This is a genomic window from Roseibium sp. SCP14, assembly GCF_040329475.1.
Classification (GTDB): Bacteria; Pseudomonadota; Alphaproteobacteria; order Rhizobiales; family Stappiaceae; genus Roseibium.
Genome location: NZ_JBDZYH010000005.1, coordinates 211,854 through 232,872, shown reverse-complemented (window position 1 = coordinate 232,872; position 21,019 = coordinate 211,854). Strand labels below are relative to the sequence as shown.

General features: G+C 57.2%; 21 protein-coding genes. 10 read left to right on the top strand and 11 right to left on the bottom strand.

The window, feature by feature from the left end; all coding sequences use genetic code 11:
• Positions 1-21: 21 nt before the first annotated feature.
• From ABLQ08_RS21220 to ABLQ08_RS21205, 4 genes are all read right to left on the bottom strand, one after another.
• Entirely contained in the window at positions 22-387 is a 366-nt protein-coding gene (locus ABLQ08_RS21220) for a LapA family protein (protein ID WP_352946026.1), read from the bottom strand.
• 64 nt (positions 388-451) lie between these two features.
• On the bottom strand, positions 452-751 hold the full coding sequence (locus ABLQ08_RS21215) for an integration host factor subunit beta (protein ID WP_352946023.1): 300 nt from the start codon (positions 749-751) through the stop codon (positions 452-454).
• Positions 752-775: 24 nt separating this feature from the next.
• Entirely contained in the window at positions 776-1,750 is a 975-nt protein-coding gene (gene sppA / locus ABLQ08_RS21210; protein ID WP_352946020.1) for a signal peptide peptidase SppA, read from the bottom strand.
• A 156-nt stretch (positions 1,751-1,906) separates the two neighbouring features.
• On the bottom strand, positions 1,907-3,115 hold the full coding sequence (locus tag ABLQ08_RS21205) for an SLC13 family permease (protein WP_352946017.1): 1,209 nt from the start codon (positions 3,113-3,115) through the stop codon (positions 1,907-1,909).
• Positions 3,116-3,289: 174 nt separating this feature from the next.
• Between ABLQ08_RS21205 and ABLQ08_RS21200 the strand changes: the two genes are divergently transcribed.
• A complete protein-coding gene (locus tag ABLQ08_RS21200) occupies positions 3,290-4,519 on the top strand; it encodes an MFS transporter (RefSeq protein WP_352946014.1) in 1,230 nt (409 codons plus the stop codon).
• Between the two features lie 42 nt (positions 4,520-4,561).
• Here ABLQ08_RS21200 and ABLQ08_RS21195 read toward each other — a convergent pair whose 3' ends face one another.
• Positions 4,562-5,449 carry a LysR family transcriptional regulator gene (locus ABLQ08_RS21195; RefSeq protein WP_352946011.1) on the bottom strand — a complete coding sequence of 296 codons (888 nt, stop codon included), beginning with the start codon at positions 5,447-5,449 and terminating at the stop codon, positions 4,562-4,564.
• A gap of 103 nt (positions 5,450-5,552) precedes the next feature.
• On the opposite strand from ABLQ08_RS21195, the gene ABLQ08_RS21190 reads away from it, so the two are divergent.
• Genes ABLQ08_RS21190 through ABLQ08_RS21175 form a run of 4 tightly spaced genes read left to right on the top strand, consistent with a single transcriptional unit; the run spans position 5,553 to position 10,231 of the window.
• Positions 5,553-7,136 (top strand): sulfatase, encoded by a 1,584-nt coding sequence (locus tag ABLQ08_RS21190; RefSeq protein ID WP_352946008.1) that lies wholly within the window; start codon positions 5,553-5,555, stop codon positions 7,134-7,136.
• A 55-nt stretch (positions 7,137-7,191) separates the two neighbouring features.
• Positions 7,192-8,187 (top strand): Bug family tripartite tricarboxylate transporter substrate binding protein, encoded by a 996-nt coding sequence (locus ABLQ08_RS21185; protein WP_352946006.1) that lies wholly within the window; start codon positions 7,192-7,194, stop codon positions 8,185-8,187.
• A 24-nt stretch (positions 8,188-8,211) separates the two neighbouring features.
• Positions 8,212-8,691, top strand: a complete 480-nt coding sequence (locus ABLQ08_RS21180) for a tripartite tricarboxylate transporter TctB family protein (RefSeq protein ID WP_352946003.1) — start codon at positions 8,212-8,214, stop codon at positions 8,689-8,691.
• 4 nt (positions 8,692-8,695) lie between these two features.
• The gene (locus ABLQ08_RS21175; RefSeq protein ID WP_352946001.1) at positions 8,696-10,231 is read left to right on the top strand and encodes a tripartite tricarboxylate transporter permease; all 1,536 of its coding nucleotides are present in this window, start codon (positions 8,696-8,698) and stop codon (positions 10,229-10,231) included.
• Positions 10,232-10,351: 120 nt separating this feature from the next.
• Here ABLQ08_RS21175 and ABLQ08_RS21170 read toward each other — a convergent pair whose 3' ends face one another.
• From ABLQ08_RS21170 to ABLQ08_RS21155, 4 genes are all read right to left on the bottom strand, one after another.
• Positions 10,352-10,780 (bottom strand): FKBP-type peptidyl-prolyl cis-trans isomerase, encoded by a 429-nt coding sequence (locus tag ABLQ08_RS21170; RefSeq protein ID WP_352945998.1) that lies wholly within the window; start codon positions 10,778-10,780, stop codon positions 10,352-10,354.
• A gap of 176 nt (positions 10,781-10,956) precedes the next feature.
• A complete protein-coding gene (locus ABLQ08_RS21165; protein WP_352946846.1) occupies positions 10,957-11,979 on the bottom strand; it encodes a substrate-binding domain-containing protein in 1,023 nt (340 codons plus the stop codon).
• 56 nt (positions 11,980-12,035) lie between these two features.
• Positions 12,036-13,049, bottom strand: a complete 1,014-nt coding sequence (locus ABLQ08_RS21160) for an ABC transporter permease (RefSeq protein ID WP_352945995.1) — start codon at positions 13,047-13,049, stop codon at positions 12,036-12,038.
• Between the two features lie 10 nt (positions 13,050-13,059).
• Positions 13,060-14,574, bottom strand: a complete 1,515-nt coding sequence (locus tag ABLQ08_RS21155) for a sugar ABC transporter ATP-binding protein (RefSeq protein ID WP_352945992.1) — start codon at positions 14,572-14,574, stop codon at positions 13,060-13,062.
• Between the two features lie 125 nt (positions 14,575-14,699).
• Here ABLQ08_RS21155 and mtnK point away from each other — a divergent pair, with 125 nt between their 5' ends.
• From mtnK to ABLQ08_RS21135, 4 genes are read left to right on the top strand one after another with little or no spacing between them, the layout of a single operon-like run.
• Entirely contained in the window at positions 14,700-15,974 is a 1,275-nt protein-coding gene (mtnK, locus tag ABLQ08_RS21150) for an S-methyl-5-thioribose kinase (protein WP_352945989.1), read from the top strand.
• Positions 15,971-17,080, top strand: a complete 1,110-nt coding sequence (mtnA, locus tag ABLQ08_RS21145; protein WP_352945986.1) for an S-methyl-5-thioribose-1-phosphate isomerase — start codon at positions 15,971-15,973, stop codon at positions 17,078-17,080. Before mtnK ends, mtnA begins: the two co-directional genes overlap by 4 nt.
• Complete coding sequence (locus ABLQ08_RS21140; RefSeq protein WP_352945983.1) at positions 17,077-18,096, top strand: sugar-binding transcriptional regulator; 1,020 nt, start codon at positions 17,077-17,079, stop codon at positions 18,094-18,096. Before mtnA ends, ABLQ08_RS21140 begins: the two co-directional genes overlap by 4 nt.
• A complete protein-coding gene (locus ABLQ08_RS21135) occupies positions 18,089-18,754 on the top strand; it encodes a class II aldolase/adducin family protein (protein ID WP_352945980.1) in 666 nt (221 codons plus the stop codon). The genes ABLQ08_RS21140 and ABLQ08_RS21135 overlap by 8 nt, the downstream gene beginning before the upstream one ends.
• Positions 18,755-18,783: 29 nt before the next feature.
• Here ABLQ08_RS21135 and ABLQ08_RS21130 read toward each other — a convergent pair whose 3' ends face one another.
• Positions 18,784-19,653: a DMT family transporter gene (locus ABLQ08_RS21130; RefSeq protein WP_352945977.1), complete on the bottom strand. Its 870-nt coding sequence runs from the start codon at positions 19,651-19,653 to the stop codon at positions 18,784-18,786.
• A gap of 147 nt (positions 19,654-19,800) precedes the next feature.
• Positions 19,801-20,760, bottom strand: a complete 960-nt coding sequence (locus tag ABLQ08_RS21125; RefSeq protein ID WP_352945974.1) for a DUF3616 domain-containing protein — start codon at positions 20,758-20,760, stop codon at positions 19,801-19,803.
• A gap of 25 nt (positions 20,761-20,785) precedes the next feature.
• On the opposite strand from ABLQ08_RS21125, the gene ABLQ08_RS21120 reads away from it, so the two are divergent.
• Positions 20,786-21,016: a hypothetical protein gene (locus ABLQ08_RS21120; RefSeq protein ID WP_352945971.1), complete on the top strand. Its 231-nt coding sequence runs from the start codon at positions 20,786-20,788 to the stop codon at positions 21,014-21,016.
• Positions 21,017-21,019: the final 3 nt, after the last annotated feature.

Genomic DNA, 21,019 nt, shown 5'->3' with positions numbered 1-21,019 from the left:
GACGATTATACGGGAAATGCTCTAGGCAGCCGAACGATTATCCGGTCCGGCAAGGCCTTTGAGGTTGGAAGCTGGCTGTGCGGCCGCTTGCATGTCCCTCAGCTGGTCCGCTTCCTTGTGCCACTTGTCGGCTTCGCGGCGCTTTACACGCGCTTCCTTGCGCCAGCGGCCCTGCTTGGCCCAGGCACCAAACCCACCGAGTATGATACCGATCAAAAGGCTGGCAAAGATAATCCAAAACAGCGGAATGTCAGGAATGGTCAGCCTTGGGTCCTGCGGATCGAAAGGGTTCAGGGACAGGGAGACCGTGTGCCTGTTTGTGACTGCCAAGGGAAGCAATACCACCGCGATTGCGAACAAGATCACATACTTAACGAAACGGGTCACGGTGGCCTCCCGGTTTTTACCAGATCAGATTTCAGTTTGAGACGGGCAAGCCTGGGCGGCGCAACTAGTCGTCGCCGTGGTCTACACCGTCATTCAGACGTATACGCATTTCCTTGCCGGTTTTGAAGAAGGGAACGTGTTTCTCATCCACTTCCACTTTCTGACCGGTACGAGGATTTCGGCCAACTCTGGCCGGACGGTTCTTGACAGAGAATGCGCCAAATCCGCGCAGCTCGACGCGATCCCCACGCATCAAGGCTTCAGTGATTTCATCCAGTATGGCGTTGACGATGTTCTCAACGTCACGCTGATAAAGGTGCGGGTTCTGCTCGGCGATTTGCTGAACAAGTTCTGATTTGATCATGCTGCGCCCCCTCTCGCTTAACGATTATTTGTCTGCCGCGTCAGAAGCCTGCCAAACGGATACGAGCCCGTCAAGCGTAAGACCTCGAGGAATCAGCCCCTTAGCATCAATAATAGGATTTATCAGAGCAGATCCGATGCCATTTCCGAATTCTCGCGAGACGCGTGAAGAAAATGGAAGCTCTTCAAGGTTGCTGTTTGTTGTCCAGGTAACGACGGGCAGATCCTTGGCAACGCCCTTTTCGGTTTCCAGCCAGGAGACGGCAACGTCTTCACCACCGATGGCATCGATGAGCTTTTCTTCCATAGCTCGGTGGCCGGTCAGAATGCGTCCGTCGGCAAGTTCTTTTGCTTTGGCGGGAGAAAGATCCCTGCGCTCTGCAACCAGCCCGACGAACCATTCGTAGGAATCCTTGACCAGAGACGAAAGCATTGCACGTACTTCTGGCGTGGTCTCGGAATAAAAGTCAGGTTCGGCCTTGAGCGGTGCGCTCTTGACCGCTTCCATTTGAACGCCGACCGTTTCAAGAAGTTTTTGCGCATTTCCGAACTGAAAGAGAACCCCGATCGACCCTGTGATGGTGTTGTATCGCGCCACGATGTGATCCGAGGCAAGGGCGACCATATAACCAGCGGATGTTCCGACAGTACGGATTTCCGCGACCACCGGTTTCTTTTCAGACAGTTCGCGCAGGGCCTGGTAGATGGCCTCGCCGCCGGTGGTGCTGCCACCGGGAGAGTTGATGGAGACAACGACGCCCTTGACCGCATCCGCCTTGCCGATTCTTTCGATCATCTTCAGCGTCTTGCGATCTTCCAGGATCACACCCTCGATGGGAATACGGGCAATATGAGCGGACCGCTTGCCGGTCGTTCCCGACACATAGGCAAGGCCGGCGATCAGCGCCCCTGCAACGACGACAAAGGTTGCCACGCGCCAGAAAGTGACTTTGCGCCTCAAACGCCGCCTATCCACCAGAGCGTCAACATCAACAGCCATGAACAGGGTTTCTCCGGACCAGATCGTATGAAAACCAGCACCTACATAGGGTGAGTATGACAGGAATTGCAATTGCTTATCATGATTTTCGCATCAGATTGCGGCAGTTTCACGTAATGCGGGTGAAATCTTTGGCGCTTGCTCTCGGGCGACAGTCTACCCGTTGAGCTCTGTCACGAAGGCAACCCAGACGTAACACGCGACCAGGGATACAACGGTCACCGGCAGCACGTAGCGGGTGAATTGCCAGAACTGAAACGGTGTGACGCCATGTTTCTCGGTCTGCTGGACAATAATGACATTGCTGGCGGCGCTCAGAATGAAAAGGTTCCCCGCAAGCGTGGAGATACCGGAGAGCAGCATCAGCGTTGCGGTCTCATGATCTTCAAGAAGGTTCAGGTAAATCTCGACCAGCGGAACGTTTGAAAACACCTGACTGCCGAAAAAGGCAATCGACGTGACAAGCACCGGATCGCCCAACTGGTCATGCCAGGGGCTCAACCATTCCTGAAGTGCGCCTGACTTCAGCACGGCGCCCGTGACGATGAACATGGACACGAAGAAAATGAGCGTGTGCCAATCGACCTCCTTCACAAGTTGGACGCGATGCGAGGAAAACAGGAACAGCGGTACGGCGGCAATGAGGCTGAGCGCCCCCAGGGGCAGGTCCGGTATCCAGGAAGAGCCGTGAGCAAAACTGTCGATCAGGACAAGTGCACACAATAGTCCTGTTGAGAGAAGTGCCGGCCACTGCCGCAGTGTCTGTTCCTCCGGAGCAACATGGGAGGGTGGGTCGCCCGTTTCTTCTCTCGAAAAGCAGTACCAGAACCACACAAGCGTGAAAGCGAGCGATATCAGGCCGGGTACGAGAAGCCATTCCAGGAACACGGCAACCGGGTTGGTGAAGTGTCCGTCAGCCACGATCAACAGGTTCTGCGGATTGCCGACGGGTGAAAACATGCTCCCGACTGTGACGGATACGCACAAGGCGATCAGGGGCAGGGCGGCGCGAATTCCAAGACTTGCTGCAATGGCAATCGCGATCGGAGTTCCGATGGCAGCTGCGGCATCATTTGTCAGCACGGCCGAAACGATTGTCACAAACAGGATGAAATAGAACAGGATTGCCGGAACCGGGCGGGAATCGGCGCAGATCCAGTTGCTGACTTCGTTGGAAATGCCGGACGCGAAAAGCGCGTGGGAAATAGCGAATACACCAAACAGGTAAGCGATCACGTTCCAGTCAATGGAACTTAGTGCTTCAGAAGGTGAAATATTTCCTGTTACCAAAAGGAATACGGCGCCAGCTGTCATGATTTGCCAGATCTTCACCCAACTTGGCAACCATTGACGGATCGCAATCATGAAGAACACAAATATAGATACAATTAAACTTAAAGGCATTTAATTGATTCTCGTAATTCCTTATGGAATGCATCGGTATTCCATTTTAAGGTGCATGAAAATGGGTAAATATATTTTTTATTTGTAGTCTGCGAGAATTGCATCAGGTCTTCAATCAGGCGTGGGAAAGATGTCATGCAGCTGAACAAACCGTTGCTCGGAGTGAACTTCTTTGCTGGTGACGTTGTTGGCGGAATTGGCCCCTATCTCGCAATTTACCTACTTTCCCTGCAGCACTGGTCGCCAGGTTCGATCGGGATTGCGCTTGCCGCGGGAAGTATCGCAACCGTGGTTATGCAGTCGCCGGCCGGTGCCATCGTTGATGCGGTAACCTGGAAACGCACTCTTTTGATCGGGTGTGCGATTGCCATAGCGGTGAGCACGCTCGGCATACTGGCTTTCAATGATGCGGCGGCCGTTTACACGGCACAGATCCTGATCGGGTCAGCGTCTGCTTTCCTCGGACCATTGATCGCAGCGGTGACCCTTGGCCTTGTCGGGCATGCCTATTTCACCAAACAGACCAGCGCCAATCAGGCCTGGAACCATGCCGGTAACATGATTGCGGCCATCCTGGCGGCCATTCTTGCACTCACCTGGTCGGCCTTGGGCGTTTTCTGGTTGGTTGCCGCAATGGCCTGCGGCATGATCTTCTGTGCCCTGCTGATCGACAGGAATGCGATCGATCATGACCTTGCCCGTGGTGGACTTGCCGAGGAAAAGAAAGGATCGGGAAATCCGGAAGGGATCCTGAGCCTGTTCGAGGACAGGCGGCTGCTTGTTTTTGCGATCTGCATCTTCCTGTTCCACTCGGCCAATGCGGCGATGCTGCCGCTCGTCAGTCAGAAACTGTCGTCCAACAGTGACGTTGAACATGGAATCGCCTTTACCGCCGCCTGTGTCATCGCAGCGCAACTGGTCATGATCGCAATGGCTGTATTCTGCGGCAAAAAGGCGGATGTCTGGGGGCGGAAGCCGTTGTTTCTGATCGCGTTTGCAGTGCTGCCGTTTCGCGGGTTTCTGTTCGCCTATTTTGAAAATCCGGTGGCACTTGTCGCGATCCAGGCTCTGGACGGTGTCGCAAATGGTATTTTTGCCATGGTGTTTCTGCTGGTTCTGGCCGACATCACCAATGGAACCGGCCGGTTCAATCTTGCGCAAGGTGTTCTGGCGATGCTGATCGGTATCGGAGCGTCCCTCAGCAACATCGTTGCCGAATATATCGTGCAGTTCACCAATTACACGGTCGGTTTCATGAGCCTTGCGGGAACGGCCGCGGTGGGATTGATCATCTTCCTGGTGTTCATGGAAGAAACGCTGGTCAAGGATGTCGATGCGTCTGCGGAACCGGCAGCTGCGCAATAGCTGGTCCGTATTTGGTTCTGAGCGCTTTCCGCGTCGCCGGTTTCAGCCAATCTGTTCCTGCACGATTTCGATCAGGCGAGCGACTACGGGAAATGCAATGGTCGAACTTCGAAAAAAGGCGCCTGCCGGTTTCCGGCTGATGGGTGGATCAGGTTTCAGCACCTTGTAACGGGTTCGGTCGAGCGTCGGCTCCAGTTGGGCGGGCACCGTCATGGCGCTCCGGCTGCTTTCCAGCATCTGCAAGCCAAGCGCAAAGGAACTTGTCTGCAGAACCATGTTCGGCGGTTTCAGCCCTTGAAGCGCAAAATAGGCATTCGCCATTTCCTCGTTCTCCGGCGTGTCGCTGTAAACGATCCAACTGACATCCTGAAGATCCTGCGCTCCGACAGTGTCGGCGTGCGCAAGCGGGTGATCGGCGCTGACAAGGACGCCCTGTTCCACGATTGTGAGCGGCATGAAGCGAACTTCGTCATCCGGGTCGAGGTTTTCCGTTGTTCCGAACATGACGTCCTGAAGCCCCTGGCGGATTTTCGGCAGGTTCCGTGAGTTGACGTCTGCTGTCAGTCTGATGCGGGTGTCGGGGAACTCCTCATGCAGAACTGCGAAGGCCTTTCCCAGATATCGTAAGTGAAACAAGGGGCCGGCGCCCACCCTGATTTCGTCGAGGTGTCCGTCCTTGAAGGCGTTGAGGGCTTCGTTCGCCTGCAGGTAGGACTGCTCAATCCGACGCGCGAAAGGGAGCAGTTCTTCGCCCATGGGTGTCAGTTTTGCTCCGCGCGGCAGTCTCTCGACCAGCTTGGCACCGTACATTTGCTCGAGCTGTTGAAGTCTCTTGGTGAGAGTCGGCTGCGTGATGAACAGTTTTTCCGCCGCAGTGGTCATGTTGCCTGTCTTGGCAATCATCAAAAGCGTCGCGAGATTTCTATCCATTCCATTTCTCTATGGCTGACGTCCAAAATTTTCATTTTTCGAATTTCGACGAGATCCCTAGAGTATGCAAGCAGTAACCGGGTAGGGAGGAAGCAAAAACCTGATGCGCACTATCTTCGTGCTATTTGACTCGCTGAACCGCAGCGCTATCGGTGCGTATGGCGGTACGGCCGTTCCCACCCCGAATTTCGATCGGTTCGCTCAAAAAGCGGCAACATTTACAAAGCACTACGCCGGGTCCCTGCCCTGCATGCCCGCGCGCAGGGACATGCACACCGGTCGGTTGAACTTCATGCATCGGCCATGGGGCCCGCTGGAGCCGTTCGACAACAGTTTTGCATCCATCCTGAGCGAAAATGGCGTCTACACACATATCGTCTCGGACCACCTTCATTACTTCGAGAATGGCGGTTCCGGCTATGTGAATGCCTTTGACAGCTGGGACTTCATCCGCGGGCAGGAATATGACGCGATCAAGGTGCTGACCCAGCCTCCGGTCGCCCGATTGCGTGAAATGTTCGACGAGCGCCACTATCCGATGAGCGGGCTGGACGAAGGGGACACAATCACCCGGCGCAACACGGATCAGACAACCTGGCGAAGGCTTCGCCACGCCACCAATACGATCTTCATGGAAGAAGAGCGGGATTATCCGACCGCAAAGTGTTTCCAGAGTGCGCTCGAGTTTCTGGAACTCAATCGGGCAGCGGACAATTGGTTCCTTCAGCTGGAGTGTTTCGATCCCCATGAACCCTTCACGGCTCCGCAAAGGTTCAAGGAGGCGTTTGCCACCGGCTACAAGGGCAAGATCCTGGACTGGCCGATTTATGAGAAAGTCACCAACTCCGAAGAAGAGGTCGCGGAGATCCGTGCCAATTACGCAGCGCTGGTTGCGATGTGCGACGAGTATTTCGGCAAGCTGCTTGATTGGCTCGACCGCGAAGATGCCTGGCAGACAACGGCGCTCGTCCTGACAACCGATCACGGTTTTCTGCTGGGCGAGCATGAGTGGTGGGCCAAGAACAAGATGCCCTACTACGAGGAGATCTCACATATTCCGCTGATGATCTGGCATCCTTCGATGGCAGAGGCGGCAGGACGATCCATAGACGGGCTGACGCAAACCACCGATCTGATGCCCACGCTTCTGGATTTCTATGGCATCGACATTCCTGAAGAAGTCACCTCCCATTCCGTTTTGCCGGTTCTGAAGGGAACGGCACCGGAGCGGGATACCGCGATCCTCGGCATGTTTGCTGGTCCGATCTGTGTAACGGATGGGCGGTACAGCTACTATCGTTTTCCAGAGGATCCGGACGGTCAGGCGTTGCCAGCCTACACGGTCATGCCGTCTCATCTTGAGAACCTGTTCAGCGATGACGAGATGCGCTCGGCGGAACTTGCGCAACCCTTCGATTTCACAAAGGGATCTCCGCTTCTGAAGATCACGCTTGATCCCGACATTGGAGAAACCGGACAGGCCTGTGTCGCCAATTGGCATGACGGCTCCTGCCTGTTCGACCTTGAGAACGATCCAGGCCAACTCGATCCGATCAATGATGATGCCGTCGTTTCGCGATTGTGCGAGGCGATCGTCGCTCATCTTCTCAAGCACAACGCACCGGAGGAAATCTATTCGCACTATGGGTTGGAGACCTATCGCGCGTGTATGACCGGTCGCAACTAACGCAGCAAACATTCGGTCAGTGAGGGTTGACCGGTATCAACGGGAGGGAATTGAAATGTTCAAGAGGATAATGATTGCAGGTGTTGCAATCGCCTCTGTGCTTGGCGTCAGCGCAGCAAAAGCCGAATTTCCGGAGCGCACGGTTGAAAACGTGTTTCCCTGGTCCGCCGGAACTGCGATGTCGATGAGCCAGATCATCGCCAAGGCCATGGGAGAGGAACTTGGTGTTGCGATGACCGTCATTTCGACACCGGGCGCAGCCGGGACCAAGGCGTTCAAAACGGCGATGAGCAGGCCTGCGGACGGATATACGGTCATCGATGGTTACGTCGCACCGCTGGTTCTTCAACCTGTGCTGGGCAACGCCGAATGGACCTACAAGGACTTCAAACCGCTCCATGCCGCGGTATCGAACGCCTTTTCCATCGGCAGCCGTGTCGGTGAAACACGCTGGAGCAGCTTTGAAGAAATGATGGAATGGGGCAAGGCCAATCCCGGAAAGCTCCGCTATTCGTCCGGGTCTCGCAACAATCTGCCGCACATGGTGATCGCAAAGGTGCTCCAGTCCTACGGCGTCGTCGCCCAGAACATTCCCTATAAAACGGACGGCGACGCACGCAAGGACCTGAAATCCGGTGTCCTGGACTTCGCCTTCGTGAATGTCGGTGCCTATCTGCAGGACAAGGAAGGGTTCGACATCCTGCTGGTCCTGTCCGAACTGCCCGGCGCCAAGGCGTCGTACGATGGTGCACCCAGCATCACGGATCTCGACATCGACCTTGGCCTTTCCGGCCTGGCTCCGATGGGCTGGACCTGGTGGCTCGTTCATCCCGATACTCCGGATGCGGAAACCGAAGCGCTTCGCAGCGCAATGGCAGCTGCGATGAAACGCGAGGATGTTCGCGAAGCAATCATCCGTGTAGGCTTCGTTCCTCTCGATTGGGACCATGACCAGTATGAGGAAGTCGTCGGTCCGGTCGCCGATCAGCTCGGGGCCATGGGCAATGCTCTCAAATGGGAAGAAGAAGAACTTGCGAAAGTTCGGCAGTAAACCTTCTGGAGGAGGGCGAAGATCATGACCAGGAAACATGCGGAATGGCTGGTTCTCCTGATCTTCGCCTGCGTCATCGGCGTGGTGTTTCAGCAAATCTCCACGTCAATGACGGAGCAGGGAATCGCTTCCGGCTCACCCTATGACAACGCGGCGGCCTATCCGAAGGCGGTGGCAATCCTGATGTCTGGGTTTCTGGTTCTGGCGGCAGTCAGTGTCTGGCGGCAAAAGGTTCCAGGTCAGCGCGTGTCAATGGCGCAACTCGCAAGACCCGTTGCGCTGCTTGCAGTCTTTGCCTGCTATCTGCTGGCGCTGGGAACGCTCGGCTATCAGCTGTCGACGCCGCCAATGCTCATGGCATTGCTCTGGATCTGCGGATACCGGCGGCCGGTGCCGGTGCTGATCTACGGCATCGGGATTTCCTTCGGGCTTGCGTTCCTGTTCGAGGTTTTTCTCAAGATCGTCCTGCCTGGCGGCATCTGGCATCTGAACATCCCGTGGTAAGCACATGTTGATTGATTCTCTCAGCACCGGGTTCGGTCTGTTTCTCACCCCGCTTGCCCTCGGATTGACACTGGCAGGTCTCCTGTTCGGTCTGCTGGTCGGGGCTCTCCCGGGCCTGGGACCGCTGATGGGCATCATCCTGATGCTACCGGTCGCAATCGGTCAGCCGCCAATCGCGGCCATGGGATTTCTGATCGCCATCTTCGTCGGCGGGTCCTGCGGTGGCTCGATTTCGGCAATACTGCTGCGCATTCCGGGCACACCGCTTGCAGCGGCAACATTGTTTGACGGTTACCCGATGGCGCAAAAGGGCCGGGCGGCGGATGCGATCGGGATCGCGATCACCGCGAGCGCTCTGGGCGGACTCTTCGGCGGCATCGTGCTGATATTCTTCGCACCGCTTCTGGCCAGGTTTGCCAGCGGCTTCGCTCCGCCCGAATACACCGCTCTGGCAATCACCGGCCTGACGGCAATCATCGTGATCTCGGGCGGGTCGCTGATCAAGGGGTTGCTGGCCGGGTGCTTCGGGTTGCTTCTGGCAACAATCGGAACAGATGAATTCTCAACCGGATATCGTTTCACGTTCGGCTCCCATCACATGCTCAACGGTTTTCACATTGTGGCTGTCGTGGTCGGGTTGTTCGCCGTTTCTGAAATGGCATTCCAGATCATGGGGTCGGGTTTGACACGCAAACCGGATATTCCGGTGGTCAGGGCAAATTTCTCATCCGTCCTGCTGACGCTCAAGCACTGGACCAATCTTCTGAGATCGAGTGCCATCGGGGCGTTCTTCGGATCCTTGCCGGGCGCCGGCGGCGTGATCAGTTCCTTCACCGCCTATGCCGCTGCCAAGGCGACCGCCGGACCGGATGAAAAATACGGGGAAGGAGAAGAAGGCGGGGTGGTCGCCACGGAAAGCGCCAACAACGCAACGGTTGGCGGCACGCTTGTTCCATCGCTCGCGCTTGGAATTCCGGGTGATGCGTCGTCCGCTGTTCTGATCGGTGCCCTTCTAATACTTGGACTGTTCCCGGGGCCGACTTTGTTCGAGCAACAGCCGGAAATCGTTGGAGGTGTCTTTCTCGTCTACCTTGCTTCGAATCTCATGCTGCTCGTCGCCGGGATACTGACCACGCCTCTATTTGTGTACGTTCTGCGCATCCGTAAATCGCATCTCATTCCCGTAGTGCTGCTCATGTGTGCAATCGGTACTTTCGCTCTTCAGGCCTCCGTATTCGATCTGTGGGTCATGTTCGCATTCGGGGTGATCGGAATTCTCTTCCGGGTGGCCGATTATCCTTTGGCGCCTGTCGTCATCGGAGCGATCCTCGGCCCGCTGCTGGAAAACAACTACCGGCGTTCGCTTCTGATTTCCCATGACGGACACTGGATATTTCTGGACCGCCCCGTCTCTGCGGTGCTGATCGGCATCAACGTTCTGCTTATCCTGGGAGCGGTGTGGTTTGCGCTGCGTCAGGGAAAAAAACGAACCGGTGAGGACAACGGCTTCGATCAGGCATCAAGGGCACCGGAAATCTGACACGCGCGTCGGGATCGTCTTTTCCACTTTGAATGATCCACGCGCTGGAAGCCCGCCGAGAGGCGGGCTTCTGGCTGTCGTAACCAGGCTGCTGTCAGTGCGAGCCGAAGGTTCGGAAAATCAGTTGATGCCGGTCAGCTGGATTTCGAAGGTCAGGTCTTTCCCCGCCAACGGGTGGTTGGCGTCCAGGGTGACCTCATCGTCGGAAATCTCAACGACGGTCACGGACATCATCTGACCGTTTTCTGTCTGCGCCTGCAACTGGAGGCCGACTTCCAGCGGAACGTTTTCGGGAATGTTCGACCGTGGAACGGCTTGCTTTGCGGCCGGGTTGTGCGGTCCGTAAGCCTCTGCCGCTTCCACCCGGACAGTCTTTTCGTCGCCGATCTTCATTCCGGGAATGGCTTTGTCGAGACCCGGGATGATCTGGCCGGACCCGACGGTGAACTCCAGCGGCTCCCGTCCTTCCGAGCTGTCGAAAACTGAGCCGTCATCCAGCGTGCCCTTGTAATGAAGACGTACCGTGTCGCCACTCTTGGCTTCGGTCATGATGGGTGTCGCAATTCTGTCTGGGGTGGATTCTGAGGCCGCAAAGATGGGGCGGGTGCTCGTCGTAAGGTCTTCAACTTAAAGGGTGACGGGCAAAAGTAAAGTTCGGCCGGTAAGCGCCAAAAAACAAACCCGGCAACGATGTGCCGGGTTTGGAAGGGTTGAGCTGGGGCGCCTTAGCGTTTCGGCAACGGGATCCATTCGGCGACGGAAACGTCCGCATGCTGGAACTGGGGCATCTTTTCGCCGAGATCTTCCATGTTCTTGACGTCCTGTTCGTTGAGGAATGCCTGGGTGATCAGGGTCGGCGGAACGATGACCTGCTTGCCGGGGTCTTCACCCGCCAGCATGAGGGCAAGGGTACGAACGCTGACTTCGCCGACAACCGCCGGGTTGGTGGCAACCGTTGCTGCCCAGGCAGAATCCGGCTCACGCATCGCGGAGATATCGGCAGTTGAAACGTCAGCGGAATAGATCTTGATGTCCTGGTTGAGTCCGGCCTCGTCAACGGCGATTTTCACGCCCTTGGCGAATTCGTCATAGGGCGCAAACACAACGTTGATGGTGGGGTTCGCCTGCAGGACGGACCGCGCCTGGTTGGCGACGGAATTGGCAATCGGGTTGTCCAGCGTGCCGAACATGGCCGCTTCCTTGATACCCGGATTGTCTTTCTTCACTTCCTTCCAGGCCACGTCGCGCCGGTCAAGCGGTGCGATGCCCGGCACATAGACATAACCAGCGGTAAACGTGTCGCCATTGTCCTTGATGGCCTGTTCAAGGGCCAGCTTGCCAAGCATGTAGTCGGATTGCTCGACCTGCGGGATGGCGTCGTTTTCCACGTTGACGTCAAAGGCAACGACCTTGATGCCGGCGTCGACCGCCCTCTGCGCGGCCGGTTTCATGGATTCCGTCAGACCGTGCTGAATGACGATGCCATCGACGCCGAGGGCAATCGCCTGATCAACCATGTCCGCCTGAAGCGCGGCATCCTGGCGGCTGTCGAAGACACGCAGGTCGACGCCGAGCGCCTCGGCCTGCTTTTCAACGCCTGACAGGTAGGACTGAAAGAAGTCACCGGTGGACAGGTAACGCACCAGGGCGATCTTCACGTCTTCCGGCTTGTCGAACGGGGCGGGCATGTCGGCAGCAAGGGCGCTGCCCCCCGTGAAACCAATTCCGGCCACGACGGCCAACTTCATAAATTCACGTCTGAGCATATTGCTTCCTCCCAATATGAACGGGCGCCTTGGCGGCGTCACGCTGTTCTCCTGCCGCCGCGGCGCGAGGACAGGTAGAATGTGAAAACCAGAGCGGCGACCAGGACGGCGCCTTTGACAAAATCCTGCATGTAGTAGGGGGCATTCATCATGGTAAGACCCTGAAGAAGAATGCCGACAAACAGGGCGCCCGCGGCCGTTCCGAAGGCATTGGGGCGCGCGGCCCCCAGAACAGCGAAGCCGATAAGTGCAGCGGCGACGCTGTCGAGCAACAGATTGTTTCCGGATGCGATATCGCCGCGACCCAGACGCGCGGCCAGCAGGATCCCCCCCACAGAGGCCAGCATTCCGGAGATCATGTAAGCGACGATCTTGTAGCGGTGAACGTTGGTGCCGACCAATTCGGCCGCGCGCTCGTTGGAACCGATCGCGTACATCAGGCGGCCATGTCTTGTGTAACCGAGGAACAGCCAGATCAAGAGGGCGATCAAGAGGAAAACGACAACGGGAACCGGCAACAGGCGATCCAGAAACAGGTCGAAACGATGCCGCCCGAGCCAGAGAAAGGCTGCGGAAAATGTTCCTTCGGCCACCGATCCGTCGGGCAGGCTCATGCCGGTCGCAATCGAGTTTCCTTGTGTTGGAATGCGCTGAAGACCGATCAGAAGGAACATCATGCCAAGGGTCGCAAGAAGGTCCGGAACGCGCATCTTGACGATGAGCAGACCGTTGACCAGTCCGACGGCGGCGCCCATCAGCAAGCACAGGGCAACGGCGACGAACGCCGACTGCTCCATGATCACCATCGTATAGGCGGACAGCATCAGGGCCGATGTGGCCACGGAGCCGATGGACAGATCGAAACCGCCGACAACCAGCGTGCAGGTGACACCAAGCGCCAGGATGCCGGTGATTGCGACGGATTGCAGAACGAAGACAGCCGAGCGCGGGCTGGCAAATCCGCTTGCGTAAAGCGAGAAAAACAGGGCGAGGCCGCCGAGCAGGACCAGGAAGCCATATCGAATGGCAAAATCGAGTGCGTTCTTGTTCATCTTTCCAAATTCATCCTGCGAGAGCCAGCCGCTCACCGGGGCCGGACACGTCCGCAACCAGGCTGTTCAGGTCGACATTCTTGTTCAAGTATTCACCGGCAATGGCCGCTTCGTTCAAAACGACGATCCGGTCCGCGATTTCCAGGGCTTCATCAATCTCGGCAACAAAGACCAGTGTCGTGCGGCCATTGGCCGTCCGGCGGATATAACGGCCGATATCGCGCCTCGCGCCGATGTCCACGCCCTGAAACGGCTCGTCCAGAAGCAGGACACGCGAGGCCTTAAGCAGCCAGCGTCCGATCATGACCTTTTGCTGGTTGCCACCCGACAGCGTGTCGATGCCGTCGGAATTGGTCTGGCACACGACCCCGATCTTGCCGATCATCTCGTCGCTCGCCTTGCGCTGGGCCCTGTCGCTCAGGAAGGAAAACCGGCTGAAGGCCTTCAGGAATGGCAGGGTCATGTTGTTGGCGATGTCGAAATCCTGCACGACCGCATTGACGCTACGATCCTTCGGCGACATGAAGACACCCTTGGAAACCGCGTCCGCTGCTTCTTTCGGCAGGTAGTCCTGCCCGTCGAGTTGAAGCCTTCCGCCCTCCGGAGCGGCGAGGCCGAATATGATCTCCGCAAGCCGCGTCTTGCCACTTCCAAGCAGGCCGGTGAAGGCAACCACTTCACCTTCCCTGGCGGTGAAATTGATTTCCCTGCTGTCTTCGAACAGCTTCAGATTGTCGATGTTCAGAACGACTTCGCCACCGGAAACCGGATCAATATCCACCTCTGTCATCTGGTGACCGAGCATGGCGTTGACCGCACCGACATAATCGAGCGGCTCGCTCTCAAAGATGCCGGATATCGCGCCATCGCGCATGGAAACGATCCGGTCGGCGACACGGCGGATGTCGGACATGCGGTGTGAGATGTAAAGGATCGCGACGCCCTCGGCGCGCAAACGGTCGATCAGGGTGAAGAGACGCTCTGCCTCGGAGGCCGACAGCGATGAAGTCGGTTCGTCGAGAATGAGCAGCTTTGGTGACCTGGCCATTGCGCGTGCAATGGCGATCATCTGACGATCTGCCACATCCAGGTCGGCAACGCGGGTTCGCACGTCCATGGTCAGGCCCATGCTTTCGGCGACCTGCCGTGCTTGCTGACGCAGTTTCCTGTCGTTGACGAACAGGCCGACACCAGGTTCTGTCAGCCGGTCCAGCGTCAGGTTCGTGGCCACGTCGAGATCCGGAATGACACCATCGTCGATGGACTGATGGACCGTGACCACGCCTTTGGAGATGGCGTCTGCTGCGTCAATCGGCGCAAAGGGGTGACCGCCCAGCTCGATATTTCCGGCATCGGCAAAGTGATAGCCGCAGAGCACCTTCACAAGCGTGGACTTGCCCGCGCCATTTGCTCCCATCAGTGCCGTGACTTCGCCGGCCCGCAGATCCAGATCAATTCCCTTCAGGACATGATTCTGCCCGAAGGACTTCTCCAGTCCACGAAGTTTGCAGGTGACGTTTTGCACCGTTCCTCCCAAAAAATTACGAGCTCCTCTCCCGTTGGGTATTGTTACAACATGCAAAATAGTCATTTGTCAACTCAGTTGACTTTTGAATAATCTTGATCATTATCGGGGCGGAAATAAGAGGAATGATTGCGATCATGGATACGCCAAACCAGTATCAGCCTTTGACTCCGGAGGAGCTCGGCACCCGGCTATCGGTCATTGATGCAGTGGCCGACCGTGTTGGAGGAGATCCGTCTACCTGGAAGGTTCAGGAAGTCGGCGACGGCAACCTGAACCTGGTTTTCATCGTCGAAGGTCCTGAAGGTACGGTGATCGTCAAGCAGGCGCTGCCCTATGTCCGGCTCGTCGGCGACAGCTGGCCGCTGCCGCTTTATCGGGCCTTCTTTGAAAATCACGCCCTGGTTCGCCAGGCAGAACGGGATCCGGGAGCGGTTCCGGAAATCTACCATTTTGACGAGGAGCAGGCGCTGATCGTCATGGAGTTTCTTGCGCCTCACAAGATCCTGCGCCGTAAGCTGATCGACGGTGAAAAGGTCGCCGGGCTGGGCGAATTCCTGGGTAAATTTTGTGCTCGAACGGCCTTCAGAGGGTCCGAGCTGTCGATGAAAAGTGCCGACAAGAAAAAGGATGTCGGGCTCTTTTCCGGAAACGTGGAAATTCCGGCGATCACCGAAGCACTGGTTTTCACAGACCCTTACCATGAAGCGGACATGAACCATCATACCGATGGGCTCGATCCGGTGGTTGCGGAACTGCGTTCCAACCCGGAGCTGAAGGCGAAAGCCCAACGCCTGCTGATGAAATTCGCCTCGAACACAGAGACAATGGTGCACGGCGACCTGCACAGCGGTTCGATCATGTCGACCGATACGGACAGCCGGGTGATCGATCCCGAATTCGTGCAATATGGCCCGATGGGGTTCGATCTCGGCATGCTGCTTGCGAACTTCTTCATGGCGTATTTCAGCCAGGAAGCCCATCGTCACGATGCCGCGCTTGAAGATTACCGGGAGTGGATACTTTCGGTTGTTGCGGATACTGTGAAGGCCTTCGATGAAGAATTCACCCACCTTTGGAAGACGGAACGGACGGGGATGCTCTATCCCGTTGCGCTTTTCGAAAGCCAGGGGCATCACTCGGGTGACGCTTGTGCGGATCTGCTGGACGAAATCTGGGCCGATGCGCTTGGTTTCTGCGGAATTGAGATGCACCGGCGCACATTATCGCTTGCGCATAACGCCGATTTCGAAGAGATCGAGGACAAGGACCTCAAGGCCCGCCTGGAAGCGCGCAATCTTTTGATGGGGGCGGAACTGGTCCTGAATGCCAGGACGACAACATCCATCGATGAACTGCTCACGCTCGCGCGCCAATTCAACAAGAAGGACATCATATGAAGGTCGACGGAACCCATTATCGCTCGCTTTGGTGGGACGAGGACAAGGGCGCCCTGCAGATCATCGATCAGCGCTGGCTGCCCCATGAGTTCCGCATCCAGCAGGTTGATACGCTGCAGGACTTTGCCGATGCCATTGTCGAGATGCGTGTGCGCGGTGCACCTCTGATCGGCGCGACAGCAGCTTATGGCATGGCGTTGGCTGCCAAACTCGACCCATCCGATGACAACCTGGACAAGGCCTGGGAGTATCTGGACAAAACACGTCCAACAGCGATCAATCTGCGCTGGGCACTCAACAGATGCCGCAATTTCCTGAAGCCGCTGCCGGTTGGGGAGCGTGGCGCCGCTGCCCTGAAACTCGCGCATGAGATTTCCGACGAAGACGTCGATATCAACTACCGCATCGGGCAGAACGGATTGGACATCATCCGCAAGATCGCTGCAGGCAAACCGGATGGCGAGCCGGTTCGAATCCTCACCCACTGCAATGCCGGTTGGATTGCAACGGTTGACTGGGGAACGGCAACGAGCCCGATGTACCAGGCTCATGATGAAGGCATTCCGATCCATATCTGGGTCGACGAAACACGTCCGCGGAACCAGGGAGCCCTGACCTCCTGGGAGCTCGGCAGCCACGGTATCCCGCACACCTACATCACCGATAATGCCGGTGGTCATCTGATGCAGCACTGCCTGGTCGACATGGTCATCACCGGCACGGACCGCACAACGCGCCGTGGTGATGTCTGCAACAAGATCGGCACCTACCTGAAGGCTCTGGCGGCAAAGGCCAACAACGTGCCTTTCTACGTTGCGCTGCCGTCACCGACCATTGATTGGACGGTGGATGACGGTGTCGCCGAAATCCCGATCGAGGAACGCAACGAGCGTGAAGTGACCCACATTCAGGGGCTGACGGACGACCATGCCATTGGTCAGGTTCAGGTCACGCCGCAAGGCACGCCGGGTGGCAATCCTGCCTTTGATGTGACGCCGAACCATCTGGTGACCGGCTTGATCACGGAACGTGGCGTGTGCACGGCGAGCCCGGAAGGATTGGCTGAACTGTTTCCGGATCTTGCCCAGGTTGCCAAGAGCGCATGAGCCCCGCTCCTGCCAAGGCAAGGTCAACGGAAACCAGGAGCGGAGCGCGCGGTGTTGCTGCGCGCTCTCGGTCTCAGGAGGACGCCATTCTTGAAGTGACCTGGTGTTACTATCAGGAAGGCATGAACCAGAACGAGATCGCCGAGAGGCTCGGAATTTCGCGCGCCACGGTCGTCAACTATCTGGCTGAAGCCCGCAAGCGGGACTATGTCCGCATTTCGCTCGACAGCGATGTCTTCCGAAACCAGGAACTCGCCCGTGGTCTGGTGGATCGTTTTGATCTTCAGGACGCAGTTGTTATTCCCTCTTCGCCGGGTGGCCCGGACCAGTCTCTGGACCGCGTGACGCGTGTCGTTGCAGACTGGCTCCCGAACCTGCTTGAGCCTGGGGACCGCCTGGGTGTTGCCTGGGGGGAAACGGTCTACAGGGTTGCCGAGGCGGCTCCGCGTATCACCATGGAAGACCTGACGGTCGTGCAGCTGGTCGGGTCGCGTCCGGCAGCCCTGGGCTTTGCCGCGGAAACCTGCTCTGCGACGCTTGCCCGCCGCTACGGCGCACATTGCGTCAATCTGCATGTTCCTTTGCTTCTGTCCGACAGGGGCTTGGTCGAGCAATTGAAACAGGAGCCGGTTATCCAGATGCAGCTGCAGGCGGTGGCCGATTGCAACAAGACCATCTTCGCCTGTGGTACCTGTCAGAGCGAAAGTCACGTTGTTCACACCGGTTTGCTTGACCGCGGCGACATTGAGGAGTGTACCCGGAAAGGTGCCATAGGTGTCATCTGTGGTCGCCTGATCGATCATGAGGGCAACGGTCTCGACCGGGAAATCGAAGATCGTATGATTGCGGTCACCCTGGATCAGATGCGCAACAAGGAAATGGGCCTGTTGGTTGGCTCGGGGCCACACAGGGCCGAACCCATGCTTGCAGCTATTCGCGGTGGTTATGCGACCCACGTCGCTACCTGTTCGGATACGGCCGCAGCCATTCTTAATCTGGCGAAAGACGATGCTTAAAGCACCTTACAAGGACACACCGGAACTCCGGCAGGCGATCATCGATACCTGCAAGGAGATGAACCGGCGCGGTATCAACCAGGGCACCTCCGGCAATGTATCTGCGCGCGCCGGAAGCAGGATGATAATCACTCCCTCAGGCGTTCCCTATGACACGATGACGCCGGACATGCTGGCATCGCTGCCAATCGACGGAGACGGGGAGGCTGAAGGCCCGTATCCACCTTCAACCGAATGGCAGTTCCATCTGGCGCTTCTTCGCAGCAAACCGGACATGCATGCCGTTGTCCACGCGCACCCGGTTCATTGCACGGCGCTGTCCATCAATCGGATGGAAATCCCGGCGTGCCACTACATGATCGCTCTGTTCGGTGGGGATACTGTTCCTTTGGCAGGCTATGCGCTGTTCGGCAGCGACGAACTGGCTGACAATGTCACAGGTGCGATGGCCGACCGGCATGGTTGCCTGATGGCCAGTCATGGCGCGGTTGTTGTCGGCGAAAATCTGGAAAAGGCGCTCTGGCGCATGGAAGAGCTGGAAGTCCTCGCGCGCGCCTTCATCCTCAGCCGCTCCCTGGGCGAGCCGCACATCCTGTCGAAAGGCGAGATCGACGAAGTGCTCGGCGCGGTCGCCAACTATGGCATTAAGTCTGCTTGATTAAGGCGGCTGATATTACTTCAGCCACATCACGCGTAGCGGGCGGGCATCCCTCGTGTTGCTGCCAGCGACCCGAGTCCTGAAAAGATGATCAGAGTGAGGCCCAGCAACGCGATACTGTCCGGCCAGTCGCCAAACACCAGAATGCCGAGCACTGTCGCGGAAATGAGCTTGCTGTAGACAAGGGGGGCAACAAGGCTGGCGTCGGCCATCTTGTTGGCGACCACCAGAACATAGTTGCCTGCAGCAGACCCGAGAGCGCTGAGGACAATCAGCAGCCAAAGGCCGGTGCTTTGCTCCGGCATGTCGGCGCTCAGTCCAAACGGGGTAAGCAGGATCGAGCCGATCAGCAGCTGGGACATCAGCAGCAGACTCGGCCGCATGGCACCGGCCAGCAGTTTGGTCATGAAGAGATAGCAACCGTAGCAGACGCCGGCCAGCACGGCGAAGAAAATACCGGTTGACGCCCCGAACCCGGGCTTGACCACCAGCAGCACACCCAGAAAGCCAAGAGCAAGCAACACTGATTGCGTCCGCGATGGGCGCTCGGAAAGGAAAATGATTGCCAGGACAAACGAGATGAGCGGTCCAACGAAAAAGGCGCCGAAGACGTTTGCGATCGGTTCCGTCTTGAGCGCCGTCAGAATGGAGCAGATGGCACAGGTGATGAAGACAGCGCGCAGGATCACCCGCCAGTCCTTGTAGGCTGCCAGTTCGTGGAACCTGATCCGCGCCAGCGGCCACAAGGCCAACGCCCCGATCACGAACCGCGAAAAAGCCACAAGGAACGGATTTACACCGCCGGCCGTCAGAAGCTTTCCGCATGTGTCGCCAATCACGATCAGAGTAACGGCGATAAAGACAGTGCCTGCAATCCGGCACAGCTCAAAGGCTGACATTGGGAAGTACCGTTCGGAAAGATTTTTAGGACGTCTATCCGATACATTTGAAAACCGATCCGGTTGCAAGCCCGGAAAACACGATTTCTGTTCCCTTGGTGCGTCTTACGCAAAAGTGTTCAAGATGCCTCCGGGGAATGTTGAGACCTATTTCTCGACCAGAAACTCCACGGGTGCACCGTTCTTTTTGCCGTCCAGCAGGATCAGGATGCGATAGGCCGCTTCAGTTTCCTCCAGAACGAGCAAGGTCTCCGCACTGTCATTTGCATCAATACCGGGAAGTTGGCCTAGAGGCTTTGCAGGGTCCTCTTCATTGCCGCTCCAGAACCAGACTGCCGGAAACGGGGAAGGGGGTTTTCTGTTTTCACCGCAGGTCAGTTTCTCGTCACCCCGGCGGTCGTCGCTTCGGCCGGACAGGATGAGAAACCCGTCCTGGACGGCCGTCAGGTCCCGTATGCCTACATTGTCCCCCAGTTTCACCTTGTCGATCTTTCCCGAGGGGGCCGTGCTCTTGAAGAGCTCATCGATTGGAACCCGCATGACCAGCGCGTGTTCCGACAGGCACGGGCTTCGCAGACCAAAGAGCAGGTCCTCTCCCATGGCCGAAAGCCCTTCGATTGTCACGCCGTTCCGATCCAGCGTCTTTTCAGCAAAGGCGCTCAGAGGCTCCGTGTTTCTTATAGTCTCCTGCAGGAATGTCGTTCGGGAAATCTCCGGAGCAACTTTCTTGTCGTCGAACTTGAAAGTGGGGGTTCCGGTTTCCGCGTCGACCGGAAAGCGAAACAGTACAAAACGGGACTGTTGAAATTCACCACTTCTGGAAAGACCGTGCGAGCCGGTGACGAAGTAGGCGCCGGGTTCGCCCGAACTTTGGGGCGGAACATAGACGGCGCCCTCGGCATCGATTTCCTTGGTTTTCTTGCCGTCCATTTTTCCCGGCAGCAGCCTGATCAGACGGCCGGGTTCAAGACGCCGCTCTTCAATCCTGAAAAACTGCGCGTATTTCTTTTCATCGTTCACCGCCAGACATTGGCCGAGGTCTGGAATGCAGGCCGCTCCGCTGATCGACTCACGCGCCTTGTCGCTCTTTTCGAAATTCGGTTTCACCTTCCAGGCTTCGCTGGAGCGAGTGATGTCCGCGAAAACTGAGTTCGCAGCGAGAAGTGGCAATAAAACGAGGAAAATCAGACGCATCGGGAAACTCCGGAACGGCATAAATGCGCAACTTAGCACGCTGCCGCTTGAATCAGGAGATGCTGAACTGAAAATGGAAGGTCAATATCGCGAATTGCAAAGTCCGGTCGGCAACCAAACAAAAAGCCCGGCATCGCTGCCGGGCTTTTCTTTTCCGCTCTCTGGGTGAGAG

What these genes read in the sequence shown, in the direction of transcription:
- ABLQ08_RS21205 (WP_352946017.1), bottom strand. Translation starts at nt 3,115, where the DNA reads ATGATTGCGATCCGTCAATGGTTGCCAAGTTGGGTGAAGATCTGGCAA.
- ABLQ08_RS21135 (WP_352945980.1), top strand. Translation starts at nt 18,089, where the DNA reads ATGCTTAAAGCACCTTACAAGGACACACCGGAACTCCGGCAGGCGATC.
- ABLQ08_RS21140 (WP_352945983.1), top strand. Translation starts at nt 17,077, where the DNA reads ATGAGCCCCGCTCCTGCCAAGGCAAGGTCAACGGAAACCAGGAGCGGA.
- ABLQ08_RS21160 (WP_352945995.1), bottom strand. Translation starts at nt 13,049, where the DNA reads ATGAACAAGAACGCACTCGATTTTGCCATTCGATATGGCTTCCTGGTC.
- ABLQ08_RS21215 (WP_352946023.1), bottom strand. Translation starts at nt 751, where the DNA reads ATGATCAAATCAGAACTTGTTCAGCAAATCGCCGAGCAGAACCCGCAC.
- ABLQ08_RS21185 (WP_352946006.1), top strand. Translation starts at nt 7,192, where the DNA reads ATGTTCAAGAGGATAATGATTGCAGGTGTTGCAATCGCCTCTGTGCTT.
- mtnK (WP_352945989.1), top strand. Translation starts at nt 14,700, where the DNA reads ATGATTGCGATCATGGATACGCCAAACCAGTATCAGCCTTTGACTCCG.
- ABLQ08_RS21165 (WP_352946846.1), bottom strand. Translation starts at nt 11,979, where the DNA reads ATGAAGTTGGCCGTCGTGGCCGGAATTGGTTTCACGGGGGGCAGCGCC.
- ABLQ08_RS21175 (WP_352946001.1), top strand. Translation starts at nt 8,696, where the DNA reads ATGTTGATTGATTCTCTCAGCACCGGGTTCGGTCTGTTTCTCACCCCG.
- ABLQ08_RS21195 (WP_352946011.1), bottom strand. Translation starts at nt 5,449, where the DNA reads ATGGATAGAAATCTCGCGACGCTTTTGATGATTGCCAAGACAGGCAAC.
- mtnA (WP_352945986.1), top strand. Translation starts at nt 15,971, where the DNA reads ATGAAGGTCGACGGAACCCATTATCGCTCGCTTTGGTGGGACGAGGAC.
- sppA (WP_352946020.1), bottom strand. Translation starts at nt 1,750, where the DNA reads ATGGCTGTTGATGTTGACGCTCTGGTGGATAGGCGGCGTTTGAGGCGC.
- ABLQ08_RS21120 (WP_352945971.1), top strand. Translation starts at nt 20,786, where the DNA reads ATGTCCGCGAAAACTGAGTTCGCAGCGAGAAGTGGCAATAAAACGAGG.
- ABLQ08_RS21190 (WP_352946008.1), top strand. Translation starts at nt 5,553, where the DNA reads ATGCGCACTATCTTCGTGCTATTTGACTCGCTGAACCGCAGCGCTATC.
- ABLQ08_RS21200 (WP_352946014.1), top strand. Translation starts at nt 3,290, where the DNA reads ATGCAGCTGAACAAACCGTTGCTCGGAGTGAACTTCTTTGCTGGTGAC.
- ABLQ08_RS21180 (WP_352946003.1), top strand. Translation starts at nt 8,212, where the DNA reads ATGACCAGGAAACATGCGGAATGGCTGGTTCTCCTGATCTTCGCCTGC.
- ABLQ08_RS21130 (WP_352945977.1), bottom strand. Translation starts at nt 19,653, where the DNA reads ATGTCAGCCTTTGAGCTGTGCCGGATTGCAGGCACTGTCTTTATCGCC.
- ABLQ08_RS21170 (WP_352945998.1), bottom strand. Translation starts at nt 10,780, where the DNA reads ATGACCGAAGCCAAGAGTGGCGACACGGTACGTCTTCATTACAAGGGC.